Raw genomic sequence first — 23,731 nt, forward strand, 5'->3', positions numbered from 1 at the left:
AAGTGTTATATCTCAGTGAACAATGGCAGCATACACTGCTGCATATGCTGCTAAGTCAGGATTATAAAAGAATTGAAGTAGGTGGAATGACGATGTACATAGTTGGATTAATGTCCGGAACATCACTGGATGGAATTGATGCTGCACTTGTTCGGGTGAATAATAGTGGACTTGAGACTGAAATGGAAATGATTGAGTTCATGACATGCCCTTTTCCAAAAGATATTGAAAAAGAAATTATGCAGTCTTTATCTGCAGAAACATCCAATGTGCAGTTAATATGCAGTTTGAATTTTAAATTAGGAAAATTATTTGCCAATGCAGTAAAGGAAGTTTGTCATAAAGCTGGATTTCCCATAAATAAACTGGATCTTATTGGATCCCATGGACAAACCATTTACCACCAGCCTTTAAAAGAACAAAATTATATACCCTCCACTTTACAAATTGGGGAAGCTGCAGTAATTGCTCACGATACAAACACACTTGTAATCTCTGATTTCCGTACGATGGACATGGCTGCTGGTGGACAAGGAGCTCCTCTTGTTCCTTTTACCGAATACATTCTTTATAGAAGTGAAACGAAGGGAAGATTACTTCAAAACATAGGGGGCATTGGAAATGTAACCGTCTTACCCAAGCAGGCATCTCTGAATGACATGTATGCCTTTGATACAGGGCCTGGGAATATGATCATTGATGAAGTATGCCGCCAATTGTTCAATATTAGCTATGACGAAGGTGGTAACATAGCTAAACAAGGACAAATTAATGACGAACTTTTATCTTATTGTATCAGCCATCCTTATATTATGAGCCCTCCGCCAAAATCAACTGGCAGGGAATTATTTGGCAAGCAATATGTAGTAAAACTATTAAAGATGTTTGAATCACTTCCCAGTCATGATATTTTAGCTACAGTAACGATGTTTACAGCAAAGTCGATTGTGGAGAACTATCGAAAATTCATCTTTCCAAAAACCAATATTGAAGAAGTGATAATTGGCGGCGGAGGCAGCTATAACAAAACGTTATTAAATATGATGCAATCACTGCTTGGAAATTCTATTCAAGTTTTGACTCAAGAAGAGTTGGGGTACTCTTCTGAAGCGAAGGAAGCAGTGGCCTTTGCATTACTAGCAAATGAGACTTTCCATGGTAATACGAGTAACGTCCCCAAGGCTACCGGTGCTGACTTCGATGTCATCCTAGGAAGCATGACCTTCCCTCCTTCATATCTGAAGGAGCATAAAAATACTTTTTAACCATTTAAAAAAGTGGAAGGCACATCGATATTTGATGTGCCTTCCACTCTTTTTTGAACCTGAAGAATCATCGCGGACTCTTCTGTTTTATTTTACTGGCCAAGCTGCATGGATACATACTTCACTTCTAAATATTCATCCATGCCATAGTGTCCCCCTTCCCTGCCTAAACCACTTTCCTTCATTCCTCCAAATGGTGCTTGGGCAGTGGATGGGGCACTGTCATTAATACCGACAATCCCATATTCAAGAGCATCCGAATAGGCAACTGCCTTATTTAATGACTCGGTATACACATAAGCTGCCAAGCCAAAATTCGTATTATTGGCTCGATCTATCGCTTCTTGATCGGTTTTGAATGTACTGACTGGCGCAATTGGCCCAAACGTTTCTTCCTGCATGCACAGCATATCATCCGTTACATCGGAAAGTATGGCTGGTGCGATAAAATGGCCTTGTTTTTCATCGACTTTTGAGGTGTTATGGATGATAGCCCCCTTACTTGCAGCATCCTCTAATTGAAGCTGAACTTTTTTTACTGCGGCCCCATCTATCAATGGACCAAGATCGTTTCCTTCCATTCCATTTCCAACCTTCAAAGTTAAAACGGCTTCTTCAAAAGCTTGTAAAAACGGCTGTTCGATTGTTTCATGGACGAAAATTCGATTCGCACAAATACATGTTTGTCCAGCATTCCGGAATTTTGATTGAATCAAACCATTTACAGCTTCTTCGATATTCGCATCCTCAGCAATGATGAACGGAGCCAATCCACCGAGTTCAAGCGAGACTTTTTTTACTGTTTCTGCGGCTTTTTTCATTAGATGTTTCCCTACAGGAGTGGAGCCGGTAAATGTGATCTTTTTAACACGTGAATCATTCATCCACACGTCTGATACATCTCCCGGTTTCTGTGTAGTTACAATATTCATCACGCCTGCCGGAATGCCTGCTTCATGGGCACTTTCAACTAATAGCAAAGCGGTCAAAGGTGTTTGTTCCGCTGGTTTGATGACCACGGTACATCCTGCGGCAAGGGCTGGCGCCACTTTCCTCGTGATCATGGCAGCAGGAAAATTCCACGGGGTAATGGCAGCAACGACACCGACTGCCTGCTTTTGCACTAAAATACGCTTTGATGCAACGGAGGCTGGTATGATTTCCCCGTAGTTGCGCTTTGCTTCTTCAGCGTACCATTTCACGAAACTTGAAGCATATTTCATTTCACCTTTTGCCTCTGCCAATGGCTTTCCTTGCTCCAATGTCATGATCGTTGCGAGTTCATCCAGCCTGTTCTCAATGACCGTGTACCACTTCTCAAGTAATTCCGCCCTATGGTATGCACTTGTTTTCGACCAAGTATGAAAAGCAGCCTGAGCTGCATCCACTGCAGCCTTTGCCTCTTTTTCGTTAGCGTCCGGAACATAGCCCACTGGCTCCAACGTTGCTGGGTTTTCCACTACAAAATGACTTTCTGTATGAATAGATTCGCCGTTTATATAAATTGGCCATTTTTCCGCTACTTTTTTCATCCTGCTTTAATCTCCTCTTCTTCTTCTTCATGATCTGTAAATGTCTTATCATTTTCACCTTTGAAAAAGTCCTTGCCATATAAAAGGGCACATAATAAAATTCCTGCTGCAAACGCCATTCCAGCACCTTTTATAACAAGGATGGCAGCTACGACTCCTGCAATTCCCAGGTCGCGTTGGCTCTTTGCCTGCATGACGCCTACGCGTACGCTAACATATCCTTGAACCAAAAGCGTCAAGGCCAAGGCCACACCGAGAATTGGTTCCACCAGGCTTACTACCGGCAATAAGAATAACCCTGTATTCGTACCCCAACGGAACGAGCCGGCACCGCCGAAGAAAGAATTCATGGCTTTCTTGCCATTCTTGAATCGCTCCACAACCACGACCTGCATGGCTGCCCACAACGGACCGCACATTGTTATATCGGGTCCTATAAAACTCATGATCACATTTCGGCCACCAAAAATTAAATGGGCTCTGTTTGGATTATAGTCCACTTTTTCATCTTCCCTGACCTCATCGGATTCAGAAAGCAGCGCTTTCGTTTTGAGCACATCCCCGAATACGACTAAATAAGTAGCGAAAACAGCTGGAATCGCACTTAAAAAGAAAGTCAAGGCGGGAAAACCTAAACCAAAAACAGTATAGTCTGACCAAAGCGTAGCAAAATCCGGACTGCTGAATCCCCATTGGATATCAGGCCATTTTGCTTCTCCAAAAATGGGGGCTACAAAGACAGCAAGTAAGATTGCTGGCAATATCCCTAAATTGCCTATGAATATCCAAACTTTGTTTCGCATTTTCAATTTTCCAAAACTTTTCGAAAAAAGCAGATAAAAGGCAAAGCCGATACAAATGCTTATTGTATAAGGAAATAAATCAAACTTTCCACCCACTTCAAAAATGGAAACGACAGCACCAATACCCGCTCCTAAAATGATGCCTGATTTGATTGCATTCGGCACTAATCGCACGACCTTACTGGCAAGTCCGGTCATTCCTAGCAATATTGATAAAATACCTAATGTTAGTTGAAATGCAACGAGAGCATAGACCCGATCAGGTCCTTCGGGAAATTGCCCGACGAACAATACAAGCAATGGAACCGCAGGTGTAATCCAACCTGGTATAACAGGGTCCCCGAGTAAATGATGCGCCAAGTATAATAATCCATTCAAGACAACGACGGCTAGAGCCACATCAAAAGGCATACCAAGATGGTCTGCAAGCAGTGTAATCGCTCCAAGATCAACTGCACACATCAATAAGCCTTGAACATAGTCAGGCCACTCAAAACGATAATGGACAAATGGCAGTCTAATTTTAAAAGGTCCCGCAGGTATATACGATGTCTCTTCTCCATAGCGACGGTTTTTCCATTTCATGTTGTTTCCTCCACTTAAAAGCCATAGGCTGAACGGTAAATTTTTTCGATATCCCGGACGTTTAATGCACGGGGATTATTGCGAAGTAAACGGACTTGTTTGATGGCCTCGGCAGCCATTTCACTTAAAGCCGATTCAGGAATGTCAAATTCACTTAGTGACTCTGGTATATCAACATAACGGCATATTCTGGTCATCGCTTCTATAGCCTTATCCGCTGCCTCATCATCATTTAAATGATTGACTTTCTCTCCAAGTGCTTCAGCAATCTCGCGGAACCTTTCCAAACATGCAATTTTATTCCACTTCATCACAAATGGCAGTAATAATGAATTGCTGACTCCATGTGATAAATGGAAGCGGCCTCCAAGAGGATAAGCTAAAGCATGAACAGCTCCAACACCAGCATTTCCAAAAGCTAATCCTGCCATTAGGCTTCCAGTGATCATCGCTTCCCGTGCTTCCAGATTATCTGGCGCAGCATAAGCCTTTGGTAAATTTTTTGCGATTAACTTCATGGCCCCAATTGCCAAAGCATCCGTAACGGGCGAAGCAAATTTGGAAATATAAGCCTCGACCGCATGAACAAGTGCATCCACTCCACTCGCAGCAGTCACACTTGGCGGGCAAGTCAGCGTCATGACGGGCGATACAATCGCTACATCCGGTAAAAGATACGGACTTACAATTCCCTTCTTAACCTGTTCTTTCTTGTCCGATAAAATCGAAATATTCGTCACTTCTGACCCGGTTCCTGCCGTCGTCGGTATGGCTATTAAAGGTAGACCTGGGACTTCAATCAAGTTAGTACCGAAATATGTCTCGATGCTGCCTGAATTCGTAGCCATGACGGAAGAGGCTTTCGCAATATCCATCGCACTTCCACCGCCTACCGCAATCAGTCCATCATGTTTTCCATCCTTGATTGACCGTACACATTGCTCAACGATTTCAATTTCCGGTTCTGGATTCACATCCGAAAAAATACCACATTCTGCAGAAAGTAAATCCTCAACCCTTTGTACAACCCCAGCACCCACTAAAACTTTATCTGTAACTATCAACGGATTCTTCATCCCTAATCGCGTAACCTCATCAGTCAGCTGCTGTAAAGAATCTGCTCCTGTCACCAATTTGTTAGCCATAGAAAAAATAGAAATATTCATGGTTATCTCCCCTTTCATGTATTTACTAATGCAGGAATCATGCCAAAGTTTGAAAACGCTTAATTCATAAGGGGGATAACCTTTTTTTCATGGGTAACAGTATAAATAATGAGTGGAAAACAAATCAAATAAACTAATTCGATTCGTTTTCTAATCGCATGTGAAATTTTTTCATTTTTTGCACCAAAGCGCTTTGACTGATATCCAAAGAGATGGCAGCGGCCCTTGTAGTCCCATACTTCTTCATCGCATTCAGGATCAGGGAACGCTCCAGCTCGGAAACGGCTTCCTTCAAAGAATGTGTTGTCGTTTTTTTTGATAAGACCGGCTGGATGAAAGATGGTAAATTAGGCAAATCAATCGTATCATCATATGTCGTGACGACCAGCCGCTCTGCAAGACTCGCAAGCTCACGTATATTGCCAGGCCACGAATAGTTCGTCAGCCATTCATAGCATTCCGGTGTCATCTTTTTCTTTTCATCATATTTTTCATTGAATTTTTTCAAATACATTTCTAAAAGCGGGATCGTTTCTTCCTTTCGCTGGCGTAAAGGCGGGACTTCAAAGGAAACGATATTAAGCCGGTAATAAAGATCTTCACGGAAAGATCCTTCTTGCACGAGGGAGGCCAGATCGCGATGGGTGGCTGTAATTAACCTGACATCCACTTCTTTCATTTCGGTAGAACCAACTCTCATAAACTTGTTTTCCTCTACCACTTTCAAAAGTTTTACCTGTAGCTCTAAAGGTAAATCCCCTATTTCATCCAAAAATAACGTGCCACCATTCACTTTCTCAAAAATCCCCATTTTCCCATTCTTAAGGGATCCGGTAAATGCCCCGGGTTCATATCCAAAAAGTTCAGATTCCACCAAGTTCGCTGGGATGGCTCCGCAATTTAATTCAAGGAAAATTTTTTCCTTCCTGGAGCTTTTGGCATGTATGTATTTGGCGATTAAACTCTTCCCTACTCCCGTTTCCCCCTGTAACAAGATCTTCGCATCCGTTTTAGCTACTTTATCAGCCAATTTGAATAAAGGAGTTGTAGAGGGACCAATGATTATTTCCTGTAAATTCACCTGTTCCGAGCCAGGCAATAATTGAGAAATAGGTTGGAAAGATAACTTTTGGCTGTCAATCGTATACTTCATCCGGATTAATTCAGTAATATCCCTAACACTATTAATGACAAATATGACTTCATTCTGTGGCGATAGAATAGGTGTGGCCGATACGATGATCTTTCTTCCATTTCGAATTCTTTGTGTCAAAGTAACTTGATTCTTCGTTCGAATGGAGTCCAATGAAGCAGAGACGGATATCATGCCTTGCTCAATTAAATAACTCATTGGTTTTCCGATGATTTCCTCTTCTCTTATTCCAGTAATACGCTGATACGCTTGATTGATAAATAATGTCGTTCCATCACCATCCGTGATATACACCCCATCATACAGGGCATTAAATACAACCTTGCATAAATCACTCTCGAAGAATGCTTGAAATTGTTCATAGGGAATTGAGTAATTCCGTAAATTTTGCAGCGGTGCATTAACGGTAATGAAATGAGAAATTGGCTTCGTCAAATCACTCTGCTGCACTGCTGCAGATAACGCCTCTATAGTCAAAAATCCGATGAAATCCTCTGAATCATCCAAAACTTCCACTTCAGTGCTTCCTATCGGGAAACATGATATCGCTTCCTCCACTGTCATATCCGAATAAAACTTAGTCATCAATATCCACTCCCTGACCGGTCTTTAATATTTGATAGAGCACTTCCTCCTTGATTGAAGACTTTTTGAAAGTTCTGGCGGCTTCCTAGTCTTTTCAAATTAAAGAAGGCAATAAACTTATTAACTTATATTGTGTGAGCATTATGTAATGTCCATTTCTTTTTAATGATACTATGTACGACAATCAACGACACCAAGAATAAATGCTACACCGGTAAAAACGTTTCAATCTCAATATCCTATTTCTGTTTAAAACGATAAATAGCATTTGTATGTTACTTTTATCATATCAATGGTGTTTTTTATGCTCAAATCCATTTTCACTCATAACAGGAAATCTTGTCCTTTTGTTGTATAATAAAAATGCCTGCGAAATGGCTCATTCCTTGAGATTTTTTAATTCTCAGTTGAAGCTTAAGAGCAATTTTTGTTAAGTGCTTTAAAAAGCTTCTCTGCAGTTTGAAAAAACCTAATCCGTATTTGGATTAGGTTTCAGACTGTAGACAAACTCGATGAAAACTCAGTTTGCCTGCAGTTTTTTTATTGAAAAAAGTTGCAGCTGATTTAAGAGATCCGCCCCCTTTCCGCCGACTGTCTGCCAAGCCTCATCAAAGCAAGCGCCTGTGGGGTCTCGGCAGACAGTATTTCTGCAGGAGTGTCGCAAATCTCTTCAATCCAGTGAGGGTTTCATCCGTATAAACTAGTAAAAAACATGAAAGATACTCAAGTTTAATTTTAAAATCTTGGTTCGGGGCGAGTGCAATTCGAAACTCCTTTTTCCAAAAAATTGATGAAACCGCCAGACTGTAAACGAATTGGAGAGGAAGAGCCAGTTTCCCTACAATATTTCTTAAAAAGTAGTTCCGGTTGATTGGAACGTAAGGTACGAGACTCCTGCGGGAAAAGCGTGGCCAAGGGAGACCCCGCAGGCGAACAGCCGAGGAGGCTCCCGGACCGCCCGCCGAAAGCGAGTGCCTGGAGTGGAAATCATTACACATAACCCTTTCGGGAAATCCGCTCCCTTTCCGCCGACTTGTCTGCCAAGCCTCATAAAAGCAAGCGCCTATAGGGTCATGACTAGCCAGTAATTAGGCAGGAGTGTCGCAAATCTCTTCAATCCAGTGAGGGTTTCATCCGTATAAACTAGTAAAAAACATGAAAGATACTCAAGTTTAATTTTAAAATCTTGGTTCGGGGCGAGTGCAACTCGAAACTCCTTTTTCCAAAAAATTGATGAAACCGCCAGACTGTAAACGAATTGGAGAAGAAGAGCCAGTTTCCCTACAATATTTCTTAAAAAGTAGTTCCGGTTGATTGGAACGTAAGGTACGAGACTCCTGCGGGAAAAGCGTGGCCAAGGGAGACCCCGCAGGCGAACAGCCGAGGAGGCTCCCGGACCGCCCGCGGAAAGCGAGTGCCTGGAGTGGAAATCATTACACATAACCCTTTCGGGAAATCCGCTCCCTTTCCGCCGACTTGTCTGCCAAGCCTCATAAAAGCAAGCGCCTATAGGGTCATGACTAGCCAGTAATTAGGCAGGAGTGTCGCAAATCTCTTCAATCCAATGAGGATTACAGTAAAAAAACATTCTCTCTAATCGGACTCCTAACCCCATTTTGTCGCCAAAATGAAACTTAATACTTATTTGGATTAGGTTTTTTGATTTGATTAAAGATAGTAATTTGCTTCCTTTCTAATCAGATGCTTAATTTGGAAACCAGCCGACCGGTTTTACATCGAGATTAATGTTGATTTGTTTAATTTCCTGGTATTCATCCAAGCCGTATTTTCCTAAACTGCGTCCAATCCCGCTCTGTTTGTAACCGCCCCATGGCGCTTCGACATATGTTGGATGATAATCATTAACCCATGTGATGCCTGCCCGTACCTTCTTGATCACTCGCAATCCTTTTGCCCCATCGTTAGTGAAGACGCCGCCTGCAAGGCCGTAGTCTGTATCATTTGCAAGTTTAATAGCTTCTTCTTCATCTTTAAACTTTTGAATGACAACGACCGGACCGAAGATCTCCTCTTGTACGATGCGCATGTCAGGTGTTACATCGGTGAATACAGTCGGTGCAATGAAGTATCCTTTGTCAAGGTCTTCATCAACAAGACGGTAACCGCCTGCTGCAAGTGTCGCACCTTCCTGTTTGCCGATTTCAATATAGTTCAAAATGCTATTCATTTGCGCTTCGCTGACAATTGCCCCCATGTTGCTGTCCTCCGCAAGGCCAGATCCTACTTTGATTTTATTTGCGCGTTCCACATAGCGTTTCACATATTCATCATAAATACTTTCCTCAACCAGGATGCGGCTGCCTGATGAACATACTTGACCGGCACCGAAAAAGATGCCGAATAATCCGTAATCGACGGCCGTCTCTAAATCTGCATCTGCAAAAACGATATTAGGTGATTTACCGCCAAGCTCAAGTGAAATTTTCTTTAAGTTGCCCGCGGCCGCCCTCATGATTGTTCGGCCAACATCCGTACTTCCTGTAAATGAAACAATGTCAACATCCTTGCTTTCTGCAATGGTTTGACCGACAACAGTGCCGCGGCCCATCACCATATTAGCAACACCTTTAGGGATGCCTACTTCCTCCAGTATTTCAAATAATTTCATTGCTGTAACAGGTGTCACTTCAGCCGGTTTATATACAATGGTGTTACCTGCCGCAAGGGCCGGTGCGATTTTCCAGACACTCATTAGAAGAGGAAAATTCCAAGGTACAATCAAACCGGCTACACCTACTGGCTCACGAACAACCATCGCTTGTACTGGAGCGGGAACTTGATAAGTTTCCCCTTCTGGATGAAGCACCAAACCAGCATAGTAACGGAAACACGCGGCGGCATCGGCAATATCGAAACCTGCCTCTGCTTTGAGTTTCCCATTGTCCATTGTTTCGAGAATCGTTAACTCTTCAGCACGTTCATCTATTTTATCAGCGATTTTATATAGGTAGGAAGCACGCTCCTGTGCTGTTAGGCCTGACCAGATTCCACTTTCAAAAGCTGCCTTTGCAACTGAGATTGCCTTTTCAGTATCTTCCTTGGTGGCACGCGGAGCCCTTGCAATGACTTCCTGTGTTGCAGGGTTGATTACCGGGATTACTTCATTTGAAGATGAGGTCTGCCACTTACCGTCGATGTAATTTTTAAGCTCTAAAACTGCCGTTTCTAAAATTGTCATGTTTCATTCCTCCGTTTTCATTATTTTTTAGTTTTATCTTTAAGGAACCGTTAAAGTTTTATAACAAGTCTGTCGTCCTTCGCACGTGAGCAGCATGTCAGGATTGAGTTGCGTGTTTGGCGGTTTTCTTCGCTAAGGAAGAAATCACGGTGATCCACTTCACCTTCTGCAACATCCACCTCACAACTTCCGCACCCGCCCACTTTACAAGAATAAGGTGCATCAATGCCTTCCCTTAAAAGCGCATCAAGCAGTGTTTCACCTTCATGAACACGGATGGACCGATCGCTGTCTGTAAGGTCGACAATGAAAGGTTCTTTCGGCCCGTCATGTTTTGTCGCAAATAATTCAAAATGAATCGCATGTTCCGGATAACCATATGAACTGGCAGCTTTTCGGTACTCTTGTACCATCTCGATTGGTCCGCAAAAATATACATGCGTGCCAATGCGATGATCCATCATCGTCTCAGGCATCATTCTGCGTTTATCTTCTGCCTGCGAAAAATAAAAGGTGCATTGATCAGGATATTTGGCTTTCAACAGATCATAAAAAGCACATAATTCCGGTGTGCGTGCTGCATAATGAAGTTCGAAGGTTTGTCCTTCGGCAGCCATATCTTCCATCATTGCCAGAAATGGAGTGATGCCGATTCCAGCTGCATAAAATGCATGATGCTTAGCTCGAAAGCTGAGAGGGAAGTTGTTTTTAGGGAAGCTGACTTCCAACCTGGAATCTATTGTTACATGATCATGCCAGAAAGCGGAACCTCCGCGTGACGCCTCATCACGCCGAATGGAAATAGCATATTTTTTACGGTCCCTTGGGTTGCTGATAAGGGAATATTCTCGCTCGATTATCGTATCCCCTACCGGCATGAAAGTGGTCAAATGCGAACCGCCAGTAAAAGCAGGCAATGGTTTTCCATCAACTGGAATCAATTCGAACTGTTTTACGAATGGAGTTTCTTGAATGATCTTGTTTACTTTCATTTGAATATTTCCTACTACCCGCATGATGATCAGCTCCCTACTTCTTCTTTTCCGATTGGGATGAATGGGTAACCAATATAACCTTCCCGTACGATTGAATAAAATGGTCCTATTTCAAGACTGGCTTTGCAATGGTCACATTCTGCAATTTCGGCTTCTTCTGCGATTTCCGACACTTCGAAACATTTCATGCAATATACATACCGCCGTTTAGGGCCGATAATCACCGTCTGGATCTCAGCTTCAGATAGACCAGCTTCCACCCCGAGCGAGAAGATCATTACGGCATTGTTCCAAGCTGCCGCAATATAAAATTGGGTGCCCATCTTTTGTGACAAGATGACTCTCTTAATCTCCTCTTTATCTTCCATTCCATTAATGGAAAGACATTCAACAGGCACTGTTCCTGCGATTTCAGAAGTGAAACTTTTCGCCTTTTCATATCCGGCTTGATCAGAAATGACGACAAACTTTCTTCGTTCATTCCGAGGAGTAAATTTATTTACGATCGTAATGGATTTATCAAACAATACTGGACTATTGTACAAGGCCCTATCCTCCTACTTATTGTTTATCTTCGCTTTTTTGTTTTTCATCAATACTCCTCAAATATTCGACCGATTGCGAAAGAAACGGGGCAATTCCTTTGTATTCAGCCATAGGTTCCGGAATATCCTGCAGTACGCTATATGTCAGATCAAACCACTCCTGGCGCATTGTCAAATCCTCCAGCGGCAGGAACTGAGTATTCAATACGAATAGAATGGCGTTGCTTCGTGGCATGCGATAAAATTTTTGTTCTTCAACGCGCAAACGAACAAGTTTACCTGCATTTTCCGGTGTTATTTCAGAGCGCTGCGGTCCCCATACATCCATCGTTTCATAGTTGACATCCCAACGGTCCGCCATCAGGTTCCAGTTAATGCGTGTCCATGGCTTTCCTGGCTCGATGGATAATAAAAACTTACGAACGCGATCTGCGAGTTCATCACCTTTCCGTGATACGAATGGAACAGGTGCATGGATCTCATCAAAGGACATGCCTTTATTCCAGTTAGCCGAGAAGAGTGCAGCGTATGAAACTTGCCCCACTTCCAAGTAGAAATTACTATCGCGATGAACCATTAAAACAAAATCATTATGGAAATGGCGGCCTATATAATCAAGCGGCTCATTTGGAAGCGTGCTGGCATCGCCATATACGAATGAATCGGATTCCCCGAATATGTGGTTCTTGAAAGTCCAGTTGTCACCATCTTTAATGACCTCGAAATGCTCCGGGTAGCGATCAGCTGCCATGTCAATCAGCATTTCCAATACTTCCCATTGCATTTCCATTGTGTGTGAAAAAGATTGAAACCTTATATGCGGCTGTTCTTGAAGGAGACGACGCTTCGTTTCCACTTGGAGTTTGTATTCTGGTGTAACTTCAATACAGTTAACGTTTGAGAGTTTTTTCAAGTCGTTTGAATAACGATAGTTACCTGAAGTGAATGGAAATGGGAATGTATCTAAATCTGTTGTTTTGAAATCTAAACTTTGTGTAAACATTAAACAATCTCCTCTCGTTCCCTAGATTCTTTAAAGTGAGTTTTTTTCTATTTAGCTTCCTTTAATTCCACGGATGGACGCTCCATGTCAACTTCATAACGGAAAATGTATTTAGATGAAACATAGTAGGTGACTAAAGCGACAAAGTATGTTGGAATTCCGGCAGCTGTATAAAGGAAAAAGCCACTTGCTTCAAAAGTCAATGGATTATAGAGTGCCCAGTAAACGGTCGTTCCGATAACCACCGTGAGAACGGCCGAAGGGTTAATGCCTTTCCAATAGGTATAAGAGCCTTGCGTGTCATACAAATCCCTTATTGAAATGCGTTGGCGCTTTACAAAGAAGTAATCTGCAACGACAATCCCGCCGAGAACAGCCATTATAAAAGAGATGACAGCAATGAATGAACCAAAGGCATCGTAGAACGTTGAGCTTAGAAGTAAGAATATAGTCGGTACGGTTGTACCCATCGCAATCATCCATGACTTTTTCGGGAATACAGTTTTAAAGCTGACAGCTTGTGAGTACATAAGGAATATGGCTGCACCGACATTCCCTACCGAAAGTAAAATCAAGCCAATGAAGCCGCCCCAACTTCCTGCGATGGAAAACATCCAGTCAGAAGGATTAAGAGAACCAGTGACTAATGCAGCAAGTGCCCCAACTAATGCGGCGATACAGACGATGATTCCATAGCTGTAAAATCCCGCTTTAAATGCTCCTCCTTCTGTTTTAGATAAACGGCTGTATTGGCCAAGGTACGGAAGCCATGAAAAGCCGAGACCGATGTTTAACTCCAGGGCTGTCGCGAATGAACGAGAACTCGTTTCAAATGGCTCAGAAGGAAGTATATGAGCCACTTCCGTGAACCCCTGTCCAAACAAGACTATTGCGAGCAGGCCAAACATGAGAACCATAAAAACTGGAACGGCTACTGCGGTATATTTTTGAATCGCTACCGGTCCCCTCACCGTTACAAGGAATGCACAGACGAAAAGCAAAATCGAGAAAAACGGCGCTCCCGTTGCTTGGCTTGAGAAAATCGCGGGCATGCCCATCCAATTAGCCGCCTCTGCTAACGCCTGGCCGGACATAAAAAGCGCGATGGAAATATAGCCGAGAGTTAAAATAAGAAAAACAAAGAAAAAGATATTCGATCCTAAATACCCAAGTGAACTTCTAAACCCTACAAAAGTGTCTATGCCATAACGCGCAAAATAAAGGGTAATGGGAACTATCAACAGCATAGGGAAGGCATTACCGAATAAAATCGCTGCAAGTGACTGCTTCGCGTCAAGCATTGTACCTGTGTATCCACCAGTTAACAGCCCAAAAGATGAGAGGCCAATAACAACTTGAACTAAAATTAAATCCCGAAGGTTAAAAATCCGGTCATTTTTACTTGCCGGTAAGAACCCAAAGGCCACATCCTTTGAAATGGAGGAATTCTCTTTGCTCACACGCTTCTCTCCCAACTATAGAATAGTGATTGTATTACTTGGAATAAGGCTGATATAGTTCTGGGTAATCGAAACAACTACATTAGACAAGTGAATAGATTAGGTAAGCGATGATTAAAATCATGAAAAAAATTGAACCTGCCGCATCACTCCATTTCATTTTGTCGATTTTCACGGCTTCTTCCTGCTCATACGCATTGATCCGCTCATTCAAATCTGAATATAGATTTTTAATAAAGGGATCTTCTGAATTGATATTCTGTTGAAACTGATTCTCTTTATTCAAAATCGCTTCTCCCTCCTTTGCAATCATGCTTTCTGGTCCCTTCTCTTTACTTTATTGCAATAACCATGCCAATCAGAAAACACTATGCTAACAGGGTTTTCAAAAGGAGGAATATTCATTTTTGAAACTATTGAACAATTGTGAAATTTCTGTAATATAAAACTAGGAAGTTAAATGAAAGGCAGGTAGACATAAATGGATCACTTCACCTCTGCACTCTTGTCTATTTACGATCAGCTTATTGTGACAGATAAAAATGGCACAATACTGAAATCGACCGGAACAGGGAATACCTTATTCCATACAATCAAATCCGCCAATATCGGTGGTTCCATCAAGGATGTTGAACAAGATTTATTTGCTACAAACTTTGCAGAAGAGATAATGGGCAAAAATGAAAAAAGATCCTTCATGCAGTCTACATGGCAGGGTCCAGAGCTTCTGATGACGGCATACCCGATTGAATCCGGGGCATGGGTATGGGCTTACAAAGAACTCAAAGATTCTTATCCAGATACATCAAGGGGGGAATCGTGGCCTTTATTGGAATCGAAGAAGCCATCTTTTCCATTTGTGATCCGCAGTAAACCGATGCTTGATGTTCTGCATAAAATGCAAATGGTTTGTGATGTCAGCGCAACCGTCCTATTATTGGGGGAATCCGGTGTAGGAAAGGAAATAGCAGCCAGGGCCATACATAATATGGGTAATAGAAGTGACGGGCCATTTATACCTGTCAATTGCGGCGCCATCCCGGAAAACCTGATTGAAAGCGAACTGTTCGGATATGTAGAAGGGGCTTTTACCAGCGCTCGGAAAGACGGCGCCAAGGGAAAATTCACACTTGCCCATAAAGGTATCTTATTCTTGGATGAAGTGGGCGAATTACCGCTTAATGTTCAGGTAAAACTGCTTCGCGTCCTTCAGGAGCGCATTGTCACGCCAATTGGGAGCACGGCCTCACACCCTGTTGACATTCAGGTGATTGCCGCAACTAATAAATCACTCGAAAAAATGGTAAAAAAAGGAGAATTCCGAGAAGACTTATATTATCGTCTTCATGTCGTGCCTATCCATCTTCCGCCGCTTAGGAATCGTGTAGATGAAATCCCTCACCTGGTTCAGTTTTTTTTACAAAAGTACAATACACTATACAATCGAAAGGTAGCTTTCACACCGGATGCAATCGACTTGCTATGTATCTATCAATGGCCCGGCAACGTGCGCGAGCTTGAAAATACAGTTGAAAGGCTTGTGATTACTAGCGGAATACCGGAAGTGGATGTTGCGTTGGTTAGAGAGGTGCTTCCTTTTAAAGGACCCAACAAACCCACTTCACTACCTGTCATCGATTTTCTAATGCCTTTGCAGGAAGCAGTCGACCTTGTGGAGGAACAGCTGATCAATATGGCGATGGAACAATACAAATCATTAAAACTAGCGGCAAAGGTATTGGAAGTCAGCCAGCCGACGATGAGCAGGAAATATAAAAAATTACGTAATAAAATCGAAGAGGCAAGCTTTTCACCAGTGGATAAACGGGCCATTTTAGAAGAACAAATAAACCAGCGGCTTCGATCCATAGCCGTTGTAACCGCAGCTATCATTCCAGCTGAGGAGGTAATCAGTCTACAAAAAAATATGAACCGGCAAAATTCCTATTCCCAGAAATTAAAACAAAAACTTACCATGATTCAAGAAAAGGAAGGCGTAATTGAATGGGTCTTTATATTTATCATGACGGATGATGGACGTCTGATTCACCTCGTTGCCGACAAGGGCTTTGTAATTGAACCGGGGGAAGAATATATGGGTCCCCCGGAAATGGTTAATGTCGCTTACCAGGCGTTTAATGGTAAAGCGGGTGTTACTCCCATATACGAAGACAGGTACGGTGAGTGGAAAACAAGCTTTGCGCCAATCATTGATGATGATGGCACTATCGTAGGTATTATCGGATGTGATTACAGCAAAGCCTATTTCAATTCGGAAATGCAGCGTCTCCGTAAGCAACTCAATATACATGTTTGATTTCGGAATGCAGTCATGCGGTGAGTCTATTAGACCAACTGAATACTAGGGTAAAAAAAGAAAAGCTGATTACAGGAGCCGTCTAGAACGGGCTTCTGCAGTCAGCTTTTTCATTATTACCATATACATCATGAACGTTATGGAGGAATTAAAATGGCAGTAATGCCACCCATTTTTCGGTCTAACTGGTTTTCCCAAATTGACCACACCTATATAGGCAATTTTATATGTTGTTCTTCCACTAAATATAAACTGTTAAGAGGATTTGGCAGAGCATATGGATACTCATTCAATGATTTAATGGAACAACCCAATGACTTATTCCTATTATACAAATGAGTGCTCATAAGCCTTATTGCCATGAAACTTATATAACTTTCTCTTTATTTTCTCTATTTTTCACCAAAAAATAAGCAGTAATCAAGGCAGTAATAGGAATTATCAGGGCTACACCTGTTCCAGCACAAAATATAGTGATCATTTCAGCACTGAATATTTTTGAGTTTACGATTTCTCCAACAGAATAGGATAAATCTTTAAACCATATAAGCAATGCCAAATAGCCTCCAAAGAAAGCAAAAAATAGTGTATTCGTAGATGTCCCTAAAATATCCCGCCCAATACTCAATCCAAATGTGAATAATTCCTTCTTGCTAATGGATGGATGGTGATGATACATTTCTCGCATGGGAGATGCAATGGCCATGGCTGTATCGATAATCGCGCCAATAGTACTCATAATAATTACTGAAGCTCCAATTTTAACAAAATCCACCCCAATATAAAGGGAAAAGATGCTAAGCTCTTCTATTTCTTCTTCACCGAAACCTTGTATCATCGCATTTTCCGTCACAATGACAATAAAAAAGAGTACAATAACAATCGTGATAATAGTAGAAATGAATGCTGTTTTTGTTGTACTGTTCACTTCGTTAATGAAAAATAAATTAATATAACTAATCACCGTACATGCAATCAATGTTACGATATACGGATCAATATATGGATTAGTCATAAAAATGATGGTGAAAAGTAACACACCAAAGTTTAGGAACAAAGCAAAAAATGAACGTGCCCCTTTTTTTCCGCCAATCAAGATCATTAATATAAATAGTATAAACGCTAGCAACACTAATACATTCATTATCTTTCCCTCTTTCGATTAATGAAAAAAATAGAGACATATAGACCGATCGGGATAGTTAACACGATTCCGATACCACCTGCAAGAGCACGGGCCAATTCCAATGTTAGGTTCATGGAAAGGGTAAATCCCAATGCAGAATTATTTTTCAAATACAAAATAATCATAGGAATGGAACCACTTATATAGGCAAAAAACAAAATATTTGTCATGGTCCCCATAATGTCTTTTCCAATCTCTAATCCTGAAGTTTTAAGTGCTTTTACTGATATGTGGTTATTCTTTTCATACAACCCGAAAATCGAAGAAGACATGGTAATGGCTATATCCATTACAGCTCCTAAAGAACCGATAAATAACCCTGCCAAAAACACCATTTTATAAGGACGAGTGATAAATTGCATCTCTTCATATCGAAGGCCCTTTTCGGAAGTTAACCACATAACAAGATAAGCAATGAACAGCGATAAAAAAGTCCCTAACAGTGTCGCAATAACCGCTGCATAGGTTTTTTCATTAAAACCATTAACGAGTAAAAGGGAAAAGACCGTAAATAGTATGATACTTATACTGCATATTAAAACCAAACCAATGTTTGATGTATTCAAATAAAAATCTAATGCATATGACAACAATATGGCATTGACTGCCAAACTAATAATTGAAAGCAGGCCTTGTTTTTTTCCAACGATAAGTAATGTAAAGATAAAAACCCATGCTATTATCAACACAAATTTATCCCGTTTTACGTCTTTTATGGTTCCAGTCAACTCTGAATTTCCTTTTGTCTTCGTATCAATCGAAACAAATAAATCATTTCCAACTCGATATTCTTGATCATAAGCTCCGGATTTGGAATATTCATTCTTTAAATGAATAAGTTTTCCTTTTTCTTCTCCATTTTGTAATTCGGCTATTATACTCTGGGTAAATAGGCGATCTTCATTTTGATACATATCATTCAATTCAGTTGTATTTTCCAGATTTGTTTTGATGACTTTGGCTATTGGGCGTTCATAGAATGAATAATTGTGATGAACAAAGAAAACAGACAAGACAAAACAAAGTGCTATGACGGCGTACAAAGAAACATGCTTGTATCCCATTTTTTTAAATTTATTTACGATAACATTCAAAATAAAACCTCCAAATATCGGGTGGGCAAAAAAGGCAGGGAGGAGCCAGGAATTGACTGACTCCACCCCGCCTTACTAGTATTTGATTTATTTATCTTATCATGAATGGATTTGGTTTGCGAAAACAAAGTCCGATTTACCACCTTAACGTCTCCCCAGATAAAACGCTAAGAAGAGATTGAGGTGACATCTCAGGAAAAACAAGCAGAGATCACATTGCGGATCATGAAGACACCCTTACCAGTAACAATCCGCTGACTCAATACCCATTCACGCATTAATGGACATAGAATTTTACCAGAGATGTTTTGTCTTAACTCTTTTGTTGTCTACCCTTTGTTCTCCTTACATATTTACAAACCACCGCTTTGTGTATTATCAAATTAAATATTCTAGCGAGGTCTATATCTAAATATATAATATTCTCTTGTCACTATTAGGCGTATCGTCAGGAAAATGCGGATTTACAACGTTAAGAAAAATACCATTATTAAAAGCCCAATTTCTCACCCTTTAAATTGAGGAATTGGGCTTCTTATAATGAACCTAATGCTGAAAATATGAATATACTTCAGTTGTTAAATGCTTAACTTGTAATACGGTTCACCGTACCTCACAGAACTGCGTTTTTTACTCCAATTTAACATAGTACTTCAACATTAAATCCTCCGGGCGCTTCTACGTAGAAAGTATATCTGTGTAAGTGTTGTGGGAGTTTTACCTTGTATCCATCATCTTTCAACCGCTTATTGATCCTGTTAACTTGTTCTTCATTTTCTTGTATGAATCCAACATGAAATGTCTTGGGGTATTGTACATCGCTTCCTTTCATTAGAGTCAATATGGAGCCATCATCATCTTTCATTGCAGCGAACCCATCTCCTCGACTTCCTGCACATGTTAGTCCAAAATATGTTTCTAAAAAATCACGTGAAGCTGTAACATCATTAACAGTTAAATTTAAATGATTGATCTTCATTACTTCCCCCAATTTTGGTATTATTGTTTTCTCTCGGTAAAAAAGTTAATTTTCCACTGGCTCGTTGTGATGTTGTTAGTCACTTTGTAATCGGACTTGTTATTTCTCCCTCCCTATTTTGTAAGGTATTCCTTCTTTTTAGTGAAAATGACAGTATCATCTTTCCGATTCAGTAAATAATCATCCAAGTTACCGCAATTACAAGATTTAAAAAGGCCAACCAGTAAAAACTGGCTAGCCTTCGATCAACTCAATTACAATATTTTTTCATTTTCAAAGTTAGTGTTTGACTCTACTTTCTTAGCCAATTTAAATTTATAGAATAATATACAGGCTACCAAAAATCCTATTCCATAAAACAGTCCAACTCGTTGAGTAGGGTCAAAGGCAAGGAATACTAGAATCAGTAAACAAAAGCCTAAACAAAATAACGGGACAAATGGGTAAAATGGTACTATGTATTGTAAATCTGCCGTTTTACCACCCGCTTTTATAAACTTCCTTCTAAACATATATTGCGATAAAGCAATCCCCATCCAAGAAATCGTGACGGAAATTCCAGCTATGGACATTAGTATCACGAACACAGTATCCGCCGCAATGAAGCTGGTCAATAACGATAGGAGCGAAAAGCATATCGTAAAAAGAAGGGCATTCAATGGCACTTTCCTTTTGGACAATAGACCAAACATCTTAGGTGCCATTCCATCATGGGCCATCGACCAAAGCAAACGTGTGGAAGCATACAGACATGAATTCCCCACAGAAAGAATGGCTGTCAAAATAATGAAATTCATGATACTTGCTGCATAAGGTATCCCCGCTATCTTCATTAAAGTTACAAAAGGGCTTTCCAATAAGCCTAATTCCGAAGAAGGGAATATGGCGGAAAGGATGATAATGGACGAAATGTAAAAAACAATGATTCTAACTAGTACGTTTCGAATGGCTTTAGGGATGTTCTCTTCAGGTTTTTCACTTTCCCCTGCCGCTATTCCTATTAGTTCTGAGCCTTGATAAGAAAATATCACATTCATCATTGTTACAAAGATAATTGTAATGCCTCCTGCTGGAAAAAGACCAGAAGGTGCCAAATTCTCAAAGAATGGGGTTGGACGATCAGATAAAGAGACAAAACCAAAGATGCCAGCGATTCCAATCAAGATAAACAAAATCACTGCAACGATTTTTATTCCAGCGAACCAATATTCCGCCTCTGCAAAACCTCTTGTCGTTAATGCATTCAATGTAAATAAAAGCACTATGAACACAGCACACCAAATCCAGGTAGGACTATGGGGGAACCATTGTTTCATCAATATTCCTGCTGCCGTAAACTCAACTCCTGCAGTTGCTGCTGAGCCTACGAAATACATCCATCCTAGAGAGAAACCAGCGGAAGGCCCAATATATTCGGCAGCATATTTTTGGAATGAACCTGTAACCGGCATATGAACGGCTAGCTCGCCAAGGCAGACCATGACCATATACAAAATAAGACCGCCGGCTAGATAACCGATCAGGGCTCCTCCTGCCCCCGCTTGGTTAATTGTATAGCCAGCATTTAAAAAAAGGCCTGTACCAATTACGCCGCCAAGTGAAAGCATAAATAAATGGCGTCTTTTCATTGAGCGTTGCAGCTGATCATTATTCTCCAGTCCATACCCCATAAAATCACGTCCTTATCTTATCTATTAGCCTATGCCTTCTCCCAAACCATCTTAGAACCTCAATGAGAGACAACTAAGGCCGCCATCTTGTTTTTGAAATTCAGTCATCTCCACTTCAATCACTGTGTATCCCAAATCTTCAATTTTTTTCTTTGTACCATCAAACCCTTTCGGGACAATAACGCAGTCGTTCATTCTGACGCAGTTACCCGAATATTCTTCTTCCTCTTTTACGATGATTTGATTAAAGCTAGAAAAAGCCTCGTGATTAATGAATTCCCCGGCCACTAATAAATTATTGTCTCCCAGGTAATTGACACCCGTTTTTAAATGAAAGAATTCCTTAAGGGGGATGATGGTCGTATCATAACCATACTTACCCATGATATCTTTGAACTGCAGAGCACCTGCTTCATTCGTTCTGGTTGAAAGGCCGACATAGAAGTGATTTTCAACTTGCATTACATCTCCGCCATCTAGCATACCTGGTGATTGAATATATTCGATTGTTTCATAAAAGTCCTTCAAAACTTCTTTCATTTCAATAATTTCACCATTACGGCTATCTGCACCAGGATTGGTTACAAGTGCACATTTTGGGGTCAACACTGCGGTATCTTCTACAAACGTAGAATCAGGGTATCTTTCATCCGATTCGAGAACGGTCACTTTCACACCGCAGCGTTTTAATGCTTCTACATAAGCCTCGTGTTGTATAAGCGCTTTTTCATAATCCGGGTTTCCTAAATCCGATGTTGTTAAGCCATTTACAAAACTTTTTCCAATCTTTCTTACAATCGCGTGATTAAACATATATTTTCCTCCTAAATAGGTAGTTTATCTTTTTAAAATGTGGAATACCTTTTTGCTCCTGCCGTACTTTAAATGGAGTTTCTTTTATTCCTGAAGCGGAATTATAAAAATATAGGCATGATAGAGAGAAGAGACAACCAAATTCCTCTCTTAAACTATAACGGGTGCCTCTTCTTAGCCCATGCTTTCTCAATTATTTTAATGACTGCACAATTTATCCGCTATTCCTACAAAATAGCTTACACCGTACCCTAAAGCCTTCTCATCGATTTTAAATTTAGGATGGTGTAAAGGATAAGCTTTTCCAAACTCATTATTATGGACGCCTAGAAACTGCATGGAAGATGGAACGATTTCGGAAAAAGCCGAAAAATCTTCTGTTCCAAACATGGGATCATCAACCTTGATGATGTTATTCTCTTCAAAAATACCTTCCATGACCGTTCTTGAAATATCAACAGCAGCTTTATCATTTACCACAGCTGGATACCCTAAATACCAAGTAATTTCACATTTTGCCCCATGCGCTTCCGAAATCCCCTTAACGATTTGCTCAAGATGCTCCCTTGCTTTCACTCGGCTATCCGAGTCCAAGGAACGAATGGTACCACCGATTTCCGCATATTCAGGTATGACATTGAGCGCACTTCCGGAATGGAACTGAGTGACTGAAATGACTGGTGTCCTAAGTGCTGAAATTTTTCTGGAAACGATATGTTGAATATTCGTCGTAATTTCTGCACCAATGATCAGCGGATCTACCGTTAATTCCGGAGTCGACGCATGACCGCCCTGACCAATGATTTTAATTTCAAAATCATCGGCTGCAGCACAGAATACCCCTTCCCTTAAACATATCGTTCCTGTTCGTTCATAAGAAGTAACATGCAGTGCAAAGGTATAATCCACTCCTTCCATGACCCCTTTTTTCACCAACTCCTGAGCTCCACCAGGCAGTACCTCTTCTGCGTGTTGGAAAATAAACCTGATTTCTCCATCAATTGCATCTTTTTTTCCGGAGAGGACTTTAGCAGCACCTAATAACATCGCAGCATGTGCATCATGTCCGCATGCATGCATAACCCCAGGATTTTTTGATTTGAATTCAATTTCTGCTTCCTCTTCAATCGGGAGAGCATCAATATCTGCACGAAAAGTTATGGTATTCGATTTTCGGGAAGATTTTTTAGTTCCTTTAAGAACCGCTAAAACGCTCGTTTCGGTTGGTCTCGTCACTTCCAATCCTGAAAAGGTTTTTAATTTCCTGTAGATAAATTCAGAAGTCTGGTGCTCCTGATATGAGAGCTCCGGATTTTCGTGAAAATGTCGTCTCCATGAAATCACTTCATCCACAACCGTCTCCTGTATTGTCTTCATCATA

The 23,731-nt window shown here is 41.0% G+C and carries 18 protein-coding genes; 2 read left to right on the forward strand and 16 right to left on the reverse strand.

Going from position 1 to position 23,731, the window contains the following annotated elements; translation table 11 throughout:
- Positions 1–92: 92 nt before the first annotated feature.
- Positions 93–1,265 carry an anhydro-N-acetylmuramic acid kinase AnmK gene (anmK, locus tag LQ188_RS11465; protein ID WP_230176882.1) on the forward strand — a complete coding sequence of 391 codons (1,173 nt, stop codon included), beginning with the start codon at positions 93–95 and terminating at the stop codon, positions 1,263–1,265.
- Positions 1,266–1,357: 92 nt separating this feature from the next.
- Here anmK and LQ188_RS11470 read toward each other — a convergent pair whose 3' ends face one another.
- From LQ188_RS11470 to LQ188_RS11515, 10 genes are all read right to left on the reverse strand, one after another.
- A complete protein-coding gene (locus tag LQ188_RS11470) occupies positions 1,358–2,797 on the reverse strand; it encodes an NAD-dependent succinate-semialdehyde dehydrogenase (protein WP_230176883.1) in 1,440 nt (479 codons plus the stop codon).
- The gene (locus LQ188_RS11475; protein ID WP_230176884.1) at positions 2,794–4,185 is read right to left on the reverse strand and encodes a DUF3360 domain-containing protein; all 1,392 of its coding nucleotides are present in this window, start codon (positions 4,183–4,185) and stop codon (positions 2,794–2,796) included. Before LQ188_RS11475 ends, LQ188_RS11470 begins: the two co-directional genes overlap by 4 nt.
- A 14-nt stretch (positions 4,186–4,199) precedes the next feature.
- A complete protein-coding gene (locus tag LQ188_RS11480; RefSeq protein ID WP_101222301.1) occupies positions 4,200–5,351 on the reverse strand; it encodes an iron-containing alcohol dehydrogenase in 1,152 nt (383 codons plus the stop codon).
- A gap of 133 nt (positions 5,352–5,484) precedes the next feature.
- A complete protein-coding gene (locus tag LQ188_RS11485) occupies positions 5,485–7,089 on the reverse strand; it encodes a sigma 54-interacting transcriptional regulator (protein ID WP_101222302.1) in 1,605 nt (534 codons plus the stop codon).
- Between the two features lie 1,705 nt (positions 7,090–8,794).
- On the reverse strand, positions 8,795–10,288 hold the full coding sequence (locus tag LQ188_RS11490) for an aldehyde dehydrogenase family protein (RefSeq protein ID WP_230176885.1): 1,494 nt from the start codon (positions 10,286–10,288) through the stop codon (positions 8,795–8,797).
- 50 nt (positions 10,289–10,338) lie between these two features.
- A complete protein-coding gene (locus tag LQ188_RS11495) occupies positions 10,339–11,304 on the reverse strand; it encodes a PDR/VanB family oxidoreductase (RefSeq protein ID WP_230176886.1) in 966 nt (321 codons plus the stop codon).
- A gap of 5 nt (positions 11,305–11,309) precedes the next feature.
- Positions 11,310–11,828: a hypothetical protein gene (locus LQ188_RS11500; RefSeq protein WP_101222304.1), complete on the reverse strand. Its 519-nt coding sequence runs from the start codon at positions 11,826–11,828 to the stop codon at positions 11,310–11,312.
- Positions 11,829–11,844: 16 nt separating this feature from the next.
- Positions 11,845–12,831, reverse strand: coding sequence for a DUF3445 domain-containing protein (locus LQ188_RS11505; RefSeq protein WP_101222305.1), 987 nt, complete (start codon positions 12,829–12,831; stop codon positions 11,845–11,847).
- Positions 12,832–12,878: 47 nt separating this feature from the next.
- Complete coding sequence (locus tag LQ188_RS11510) at positions 12,879–14,291, reverse strand: cytosine permease (protein ID WP_230176887.1); 1,413 nt, start codon at positions 14,289–14,291, stop codon at positions 12,879–12,881.
- Between the two features lie 82 nt (positions 14,292–14,373).
- Positions 14,374–14,604, reverse strand: coding sequence for a hypothetical protein (locus tag LQ188_RS11515; RefSeq protein ID WP_063593935.1), 231 nt, complete (start codon positions 14,602–14,604; stop codon positions 14,374–14,376).
- A 168-nt stretch (positions 14,605–14,772) separates the two neighbouring features.
- Here LQ188_RS11515 and LQ188_RS11520 point away from each other — a divergent pair, with 168 nt between their 5' ends.
- Complete coding sequence (locus LQ188_RS11520; RefSeq protein WP_230176888.1) at positions 14,773–16,608, forward strand: sigma 54-interacting transcriptional regulator; 1,836 nt, start codon at positions 14,773–14,775, stop codon at positions 16,606–16,608.
- Between the two features lie 367 nt (positions 16,609–16,975).
- Here the strand turns inward: LQ188_RS11520 and LQ188_RS11525 are convergent, their stop codons facing one another.
- From LQ188_RS11525 to LQ188_RS11550, 6 genes are all read right to left on the reverse strand, one after another.
- A complete protein-coding gene (locus LQ188_RS11525; RefSeq protein ID WP_230176889.1) occupies positions 16,976–17,752 on the reverse strand; it encodes a YibE/F family protein in 777 nt (258 codons plus the stop codon).
- Positions 17,752–18,858 carry a YibE/F family protein gene (locus LQ188_RS11530; protein WP_230177081.1) on the reverse strand — a complete coding sequence of 369 codons (1,107 nt, stop codon included), beginning with the start codon at positions 18,856–18,858 and terminating at the stop codon, positions 17,752–17,754. Before LQ188_RS11530 ends, LQ188_RS11525 begins: the two co-directional genes overlap by 1 nt.
- A 670-nt stretch (positions 18,859–19,528) precedes the next feature.
- Positions 19,529–19,867, reverse strand: a complete 339-nt coding sequence (locus LQ188_RS11535) for a VOC family protein (protein ID WP_230176890.1) — start codon at positions 19,865–19,867, stop codon at positions 19,529–19,531.
- A gap of 254 nt (positions 19,868–20,121) precedes the next feature.
- The gene (locus tag LQ188_RS11540; protein ID WP_230176891.1) at positions 20,122–21,537 is read right to left on the reverse strand and encodes an amino acid permease; all 1,416 of its coding nucleotides are present in this window, start codon (positions 21,535–21,537) and stop codon (positions 20,122–20,124) included.
- Between the two features lie 51 nt (positions 21,538–21,588).
- A complete protein-coding gene (locus LQ188_RS11545; RefSeq protein WP_230176892.1) occupies positions 21,589–22,350 on the reverse strand; it encodes an arginine deiminase-related protein in 762 nt (253 codons plus the stop codon).
- Between the two features lie 198 nt (positions 22,351–22,548).
- Complete coding sequence (locus tag LQ188_RS11550; protein ID WP_230177083.1) at positions 22,549–23,727, reverse strand: amidohydrolase; 1,179 nt, start codon at positions 23,725–23,727, stop codon at positions 22,549–22,551.
- Positions 23,728–23,731: the final 4 nt, after the last annotated feature.

Source organism: Peribacillus sp. Bi134 (assembly GCF_918698065.1).
Taxonomy (GTDB): domain Bacteria; phylum Bacillota; class Bacilli; order Bacillales; family DSM-1321; genus Peribacillus.

Bases quoted from the DNA above. Each gene is read 5' to 3' on its own strand.
- LQ188_RS11495 (WP_230176886.1), bottom strand. From the start codon at position 11,304: ATGCGGGTAGTAGGAAATATTCAAATGAAAGTAAACAAGATCATTCAA.
- LQ188_RS11490 (WP_230176885.1), bottom strand. From the start codon at position 10,288: ATGACAATTTTAGAAACGGCAGTTTTAGAGCTTAAAAATTACATCGAC.
- anmK (WP_230176882.1), top strand. From the start codon at position 93: ATGTACATAGTTGGATTAATGTCCGGAACATCACTGGATGGAATTGAT.
- LQ188_RS11540 (WP_230176891.1), bottom strand. From the start codon at position 21,537: ATGGGGTATGGACTGGAGAATAATGATCAGCTGCAACGCTCAATGAAA.
- LQ188_RS11485 (WP_101222302.1), bottom strand. From the start codon at position 7,089: ATGACTAAGTTTTATTCGGATATGACAGTGGAGGAAGCGATATCATGT.
- LQ188_RS11525 (WP_230176889.1), bottom strand. From the start codon at position 17,752: ATGAATGTATTAGTGTTGCTAGCGTTTATACTATTTATATTAATGATC.
- LQ188_RS11505 (WP_101222305.1), bottom strand. From the start codon at position 12,831: ATGTTTACACAAAGTTTAGATTTCAAAACAACAGATTTAGATACATTC.
- LQ188_RS11515 (WP_063593935.1), bottom strand. From the start codon at position 14,604: ATGATTGCAAAGGAGGGAGAAGCGATTTTGAATAAAGAGAATCAGTTT.
- LQ188_RS11535 (WP_230176890.1), bottom strand. From the start codon at position 19,867: ATGAAGATCAATCATTTAAATTTAACTGTTAATGATGTTACAGCTTCA.
- LQ188_RS11530 (WP_230177081.1), bottom strand. From the start codon at position 18,858: ATGGGATACAAGCATGTTTCTTTGTACGCCGTCATAGCACTTTGTTTT.
- LQ188_RS11470 (WP_230176883.1), bottom strand. From the start codon at position 2,797: ATGAAAAAAGTAGCGGAAAAATGGCCAATTTATATAAACGGCGAATCT.
- LQ188_RS11520 (WP_230176888.1), top strand. From the start codon at position 14,773: ATGGATCACTTCACCTCTGCACTCTTGTCTATTTACGATCAGCTTATT.
- LQ188_RS11545 (WP_230176892.1), bottom strand. From the start codon at position 22,350: ATGTTTAATCACGCGATTGTAAGAAAGATTGGAAAAAGTTTTGTAAAT.
- LQ188_RS11475 (WP_230176884.1), bottom strand. From the start codon at position 4,185: ATGAAATGGAAAAACCGTCGCTATGGAGAAGAGACATCGTATATACCT.
- LQ188_RS11480 (WP_101222301.1), bottom strand. From the start codon at position 5,351: ATGAATATTTCTATTTTTTCTATGGCTAACAAATTGGTGACAGGAGCA.
- LQ188_RS11550 (WP_230177083.1), bottom strand. From the start codon at position 23,727: ATGAAGACAATACAGGAGACGGTTGTGGATGAAGTGATTTCATGGAGA.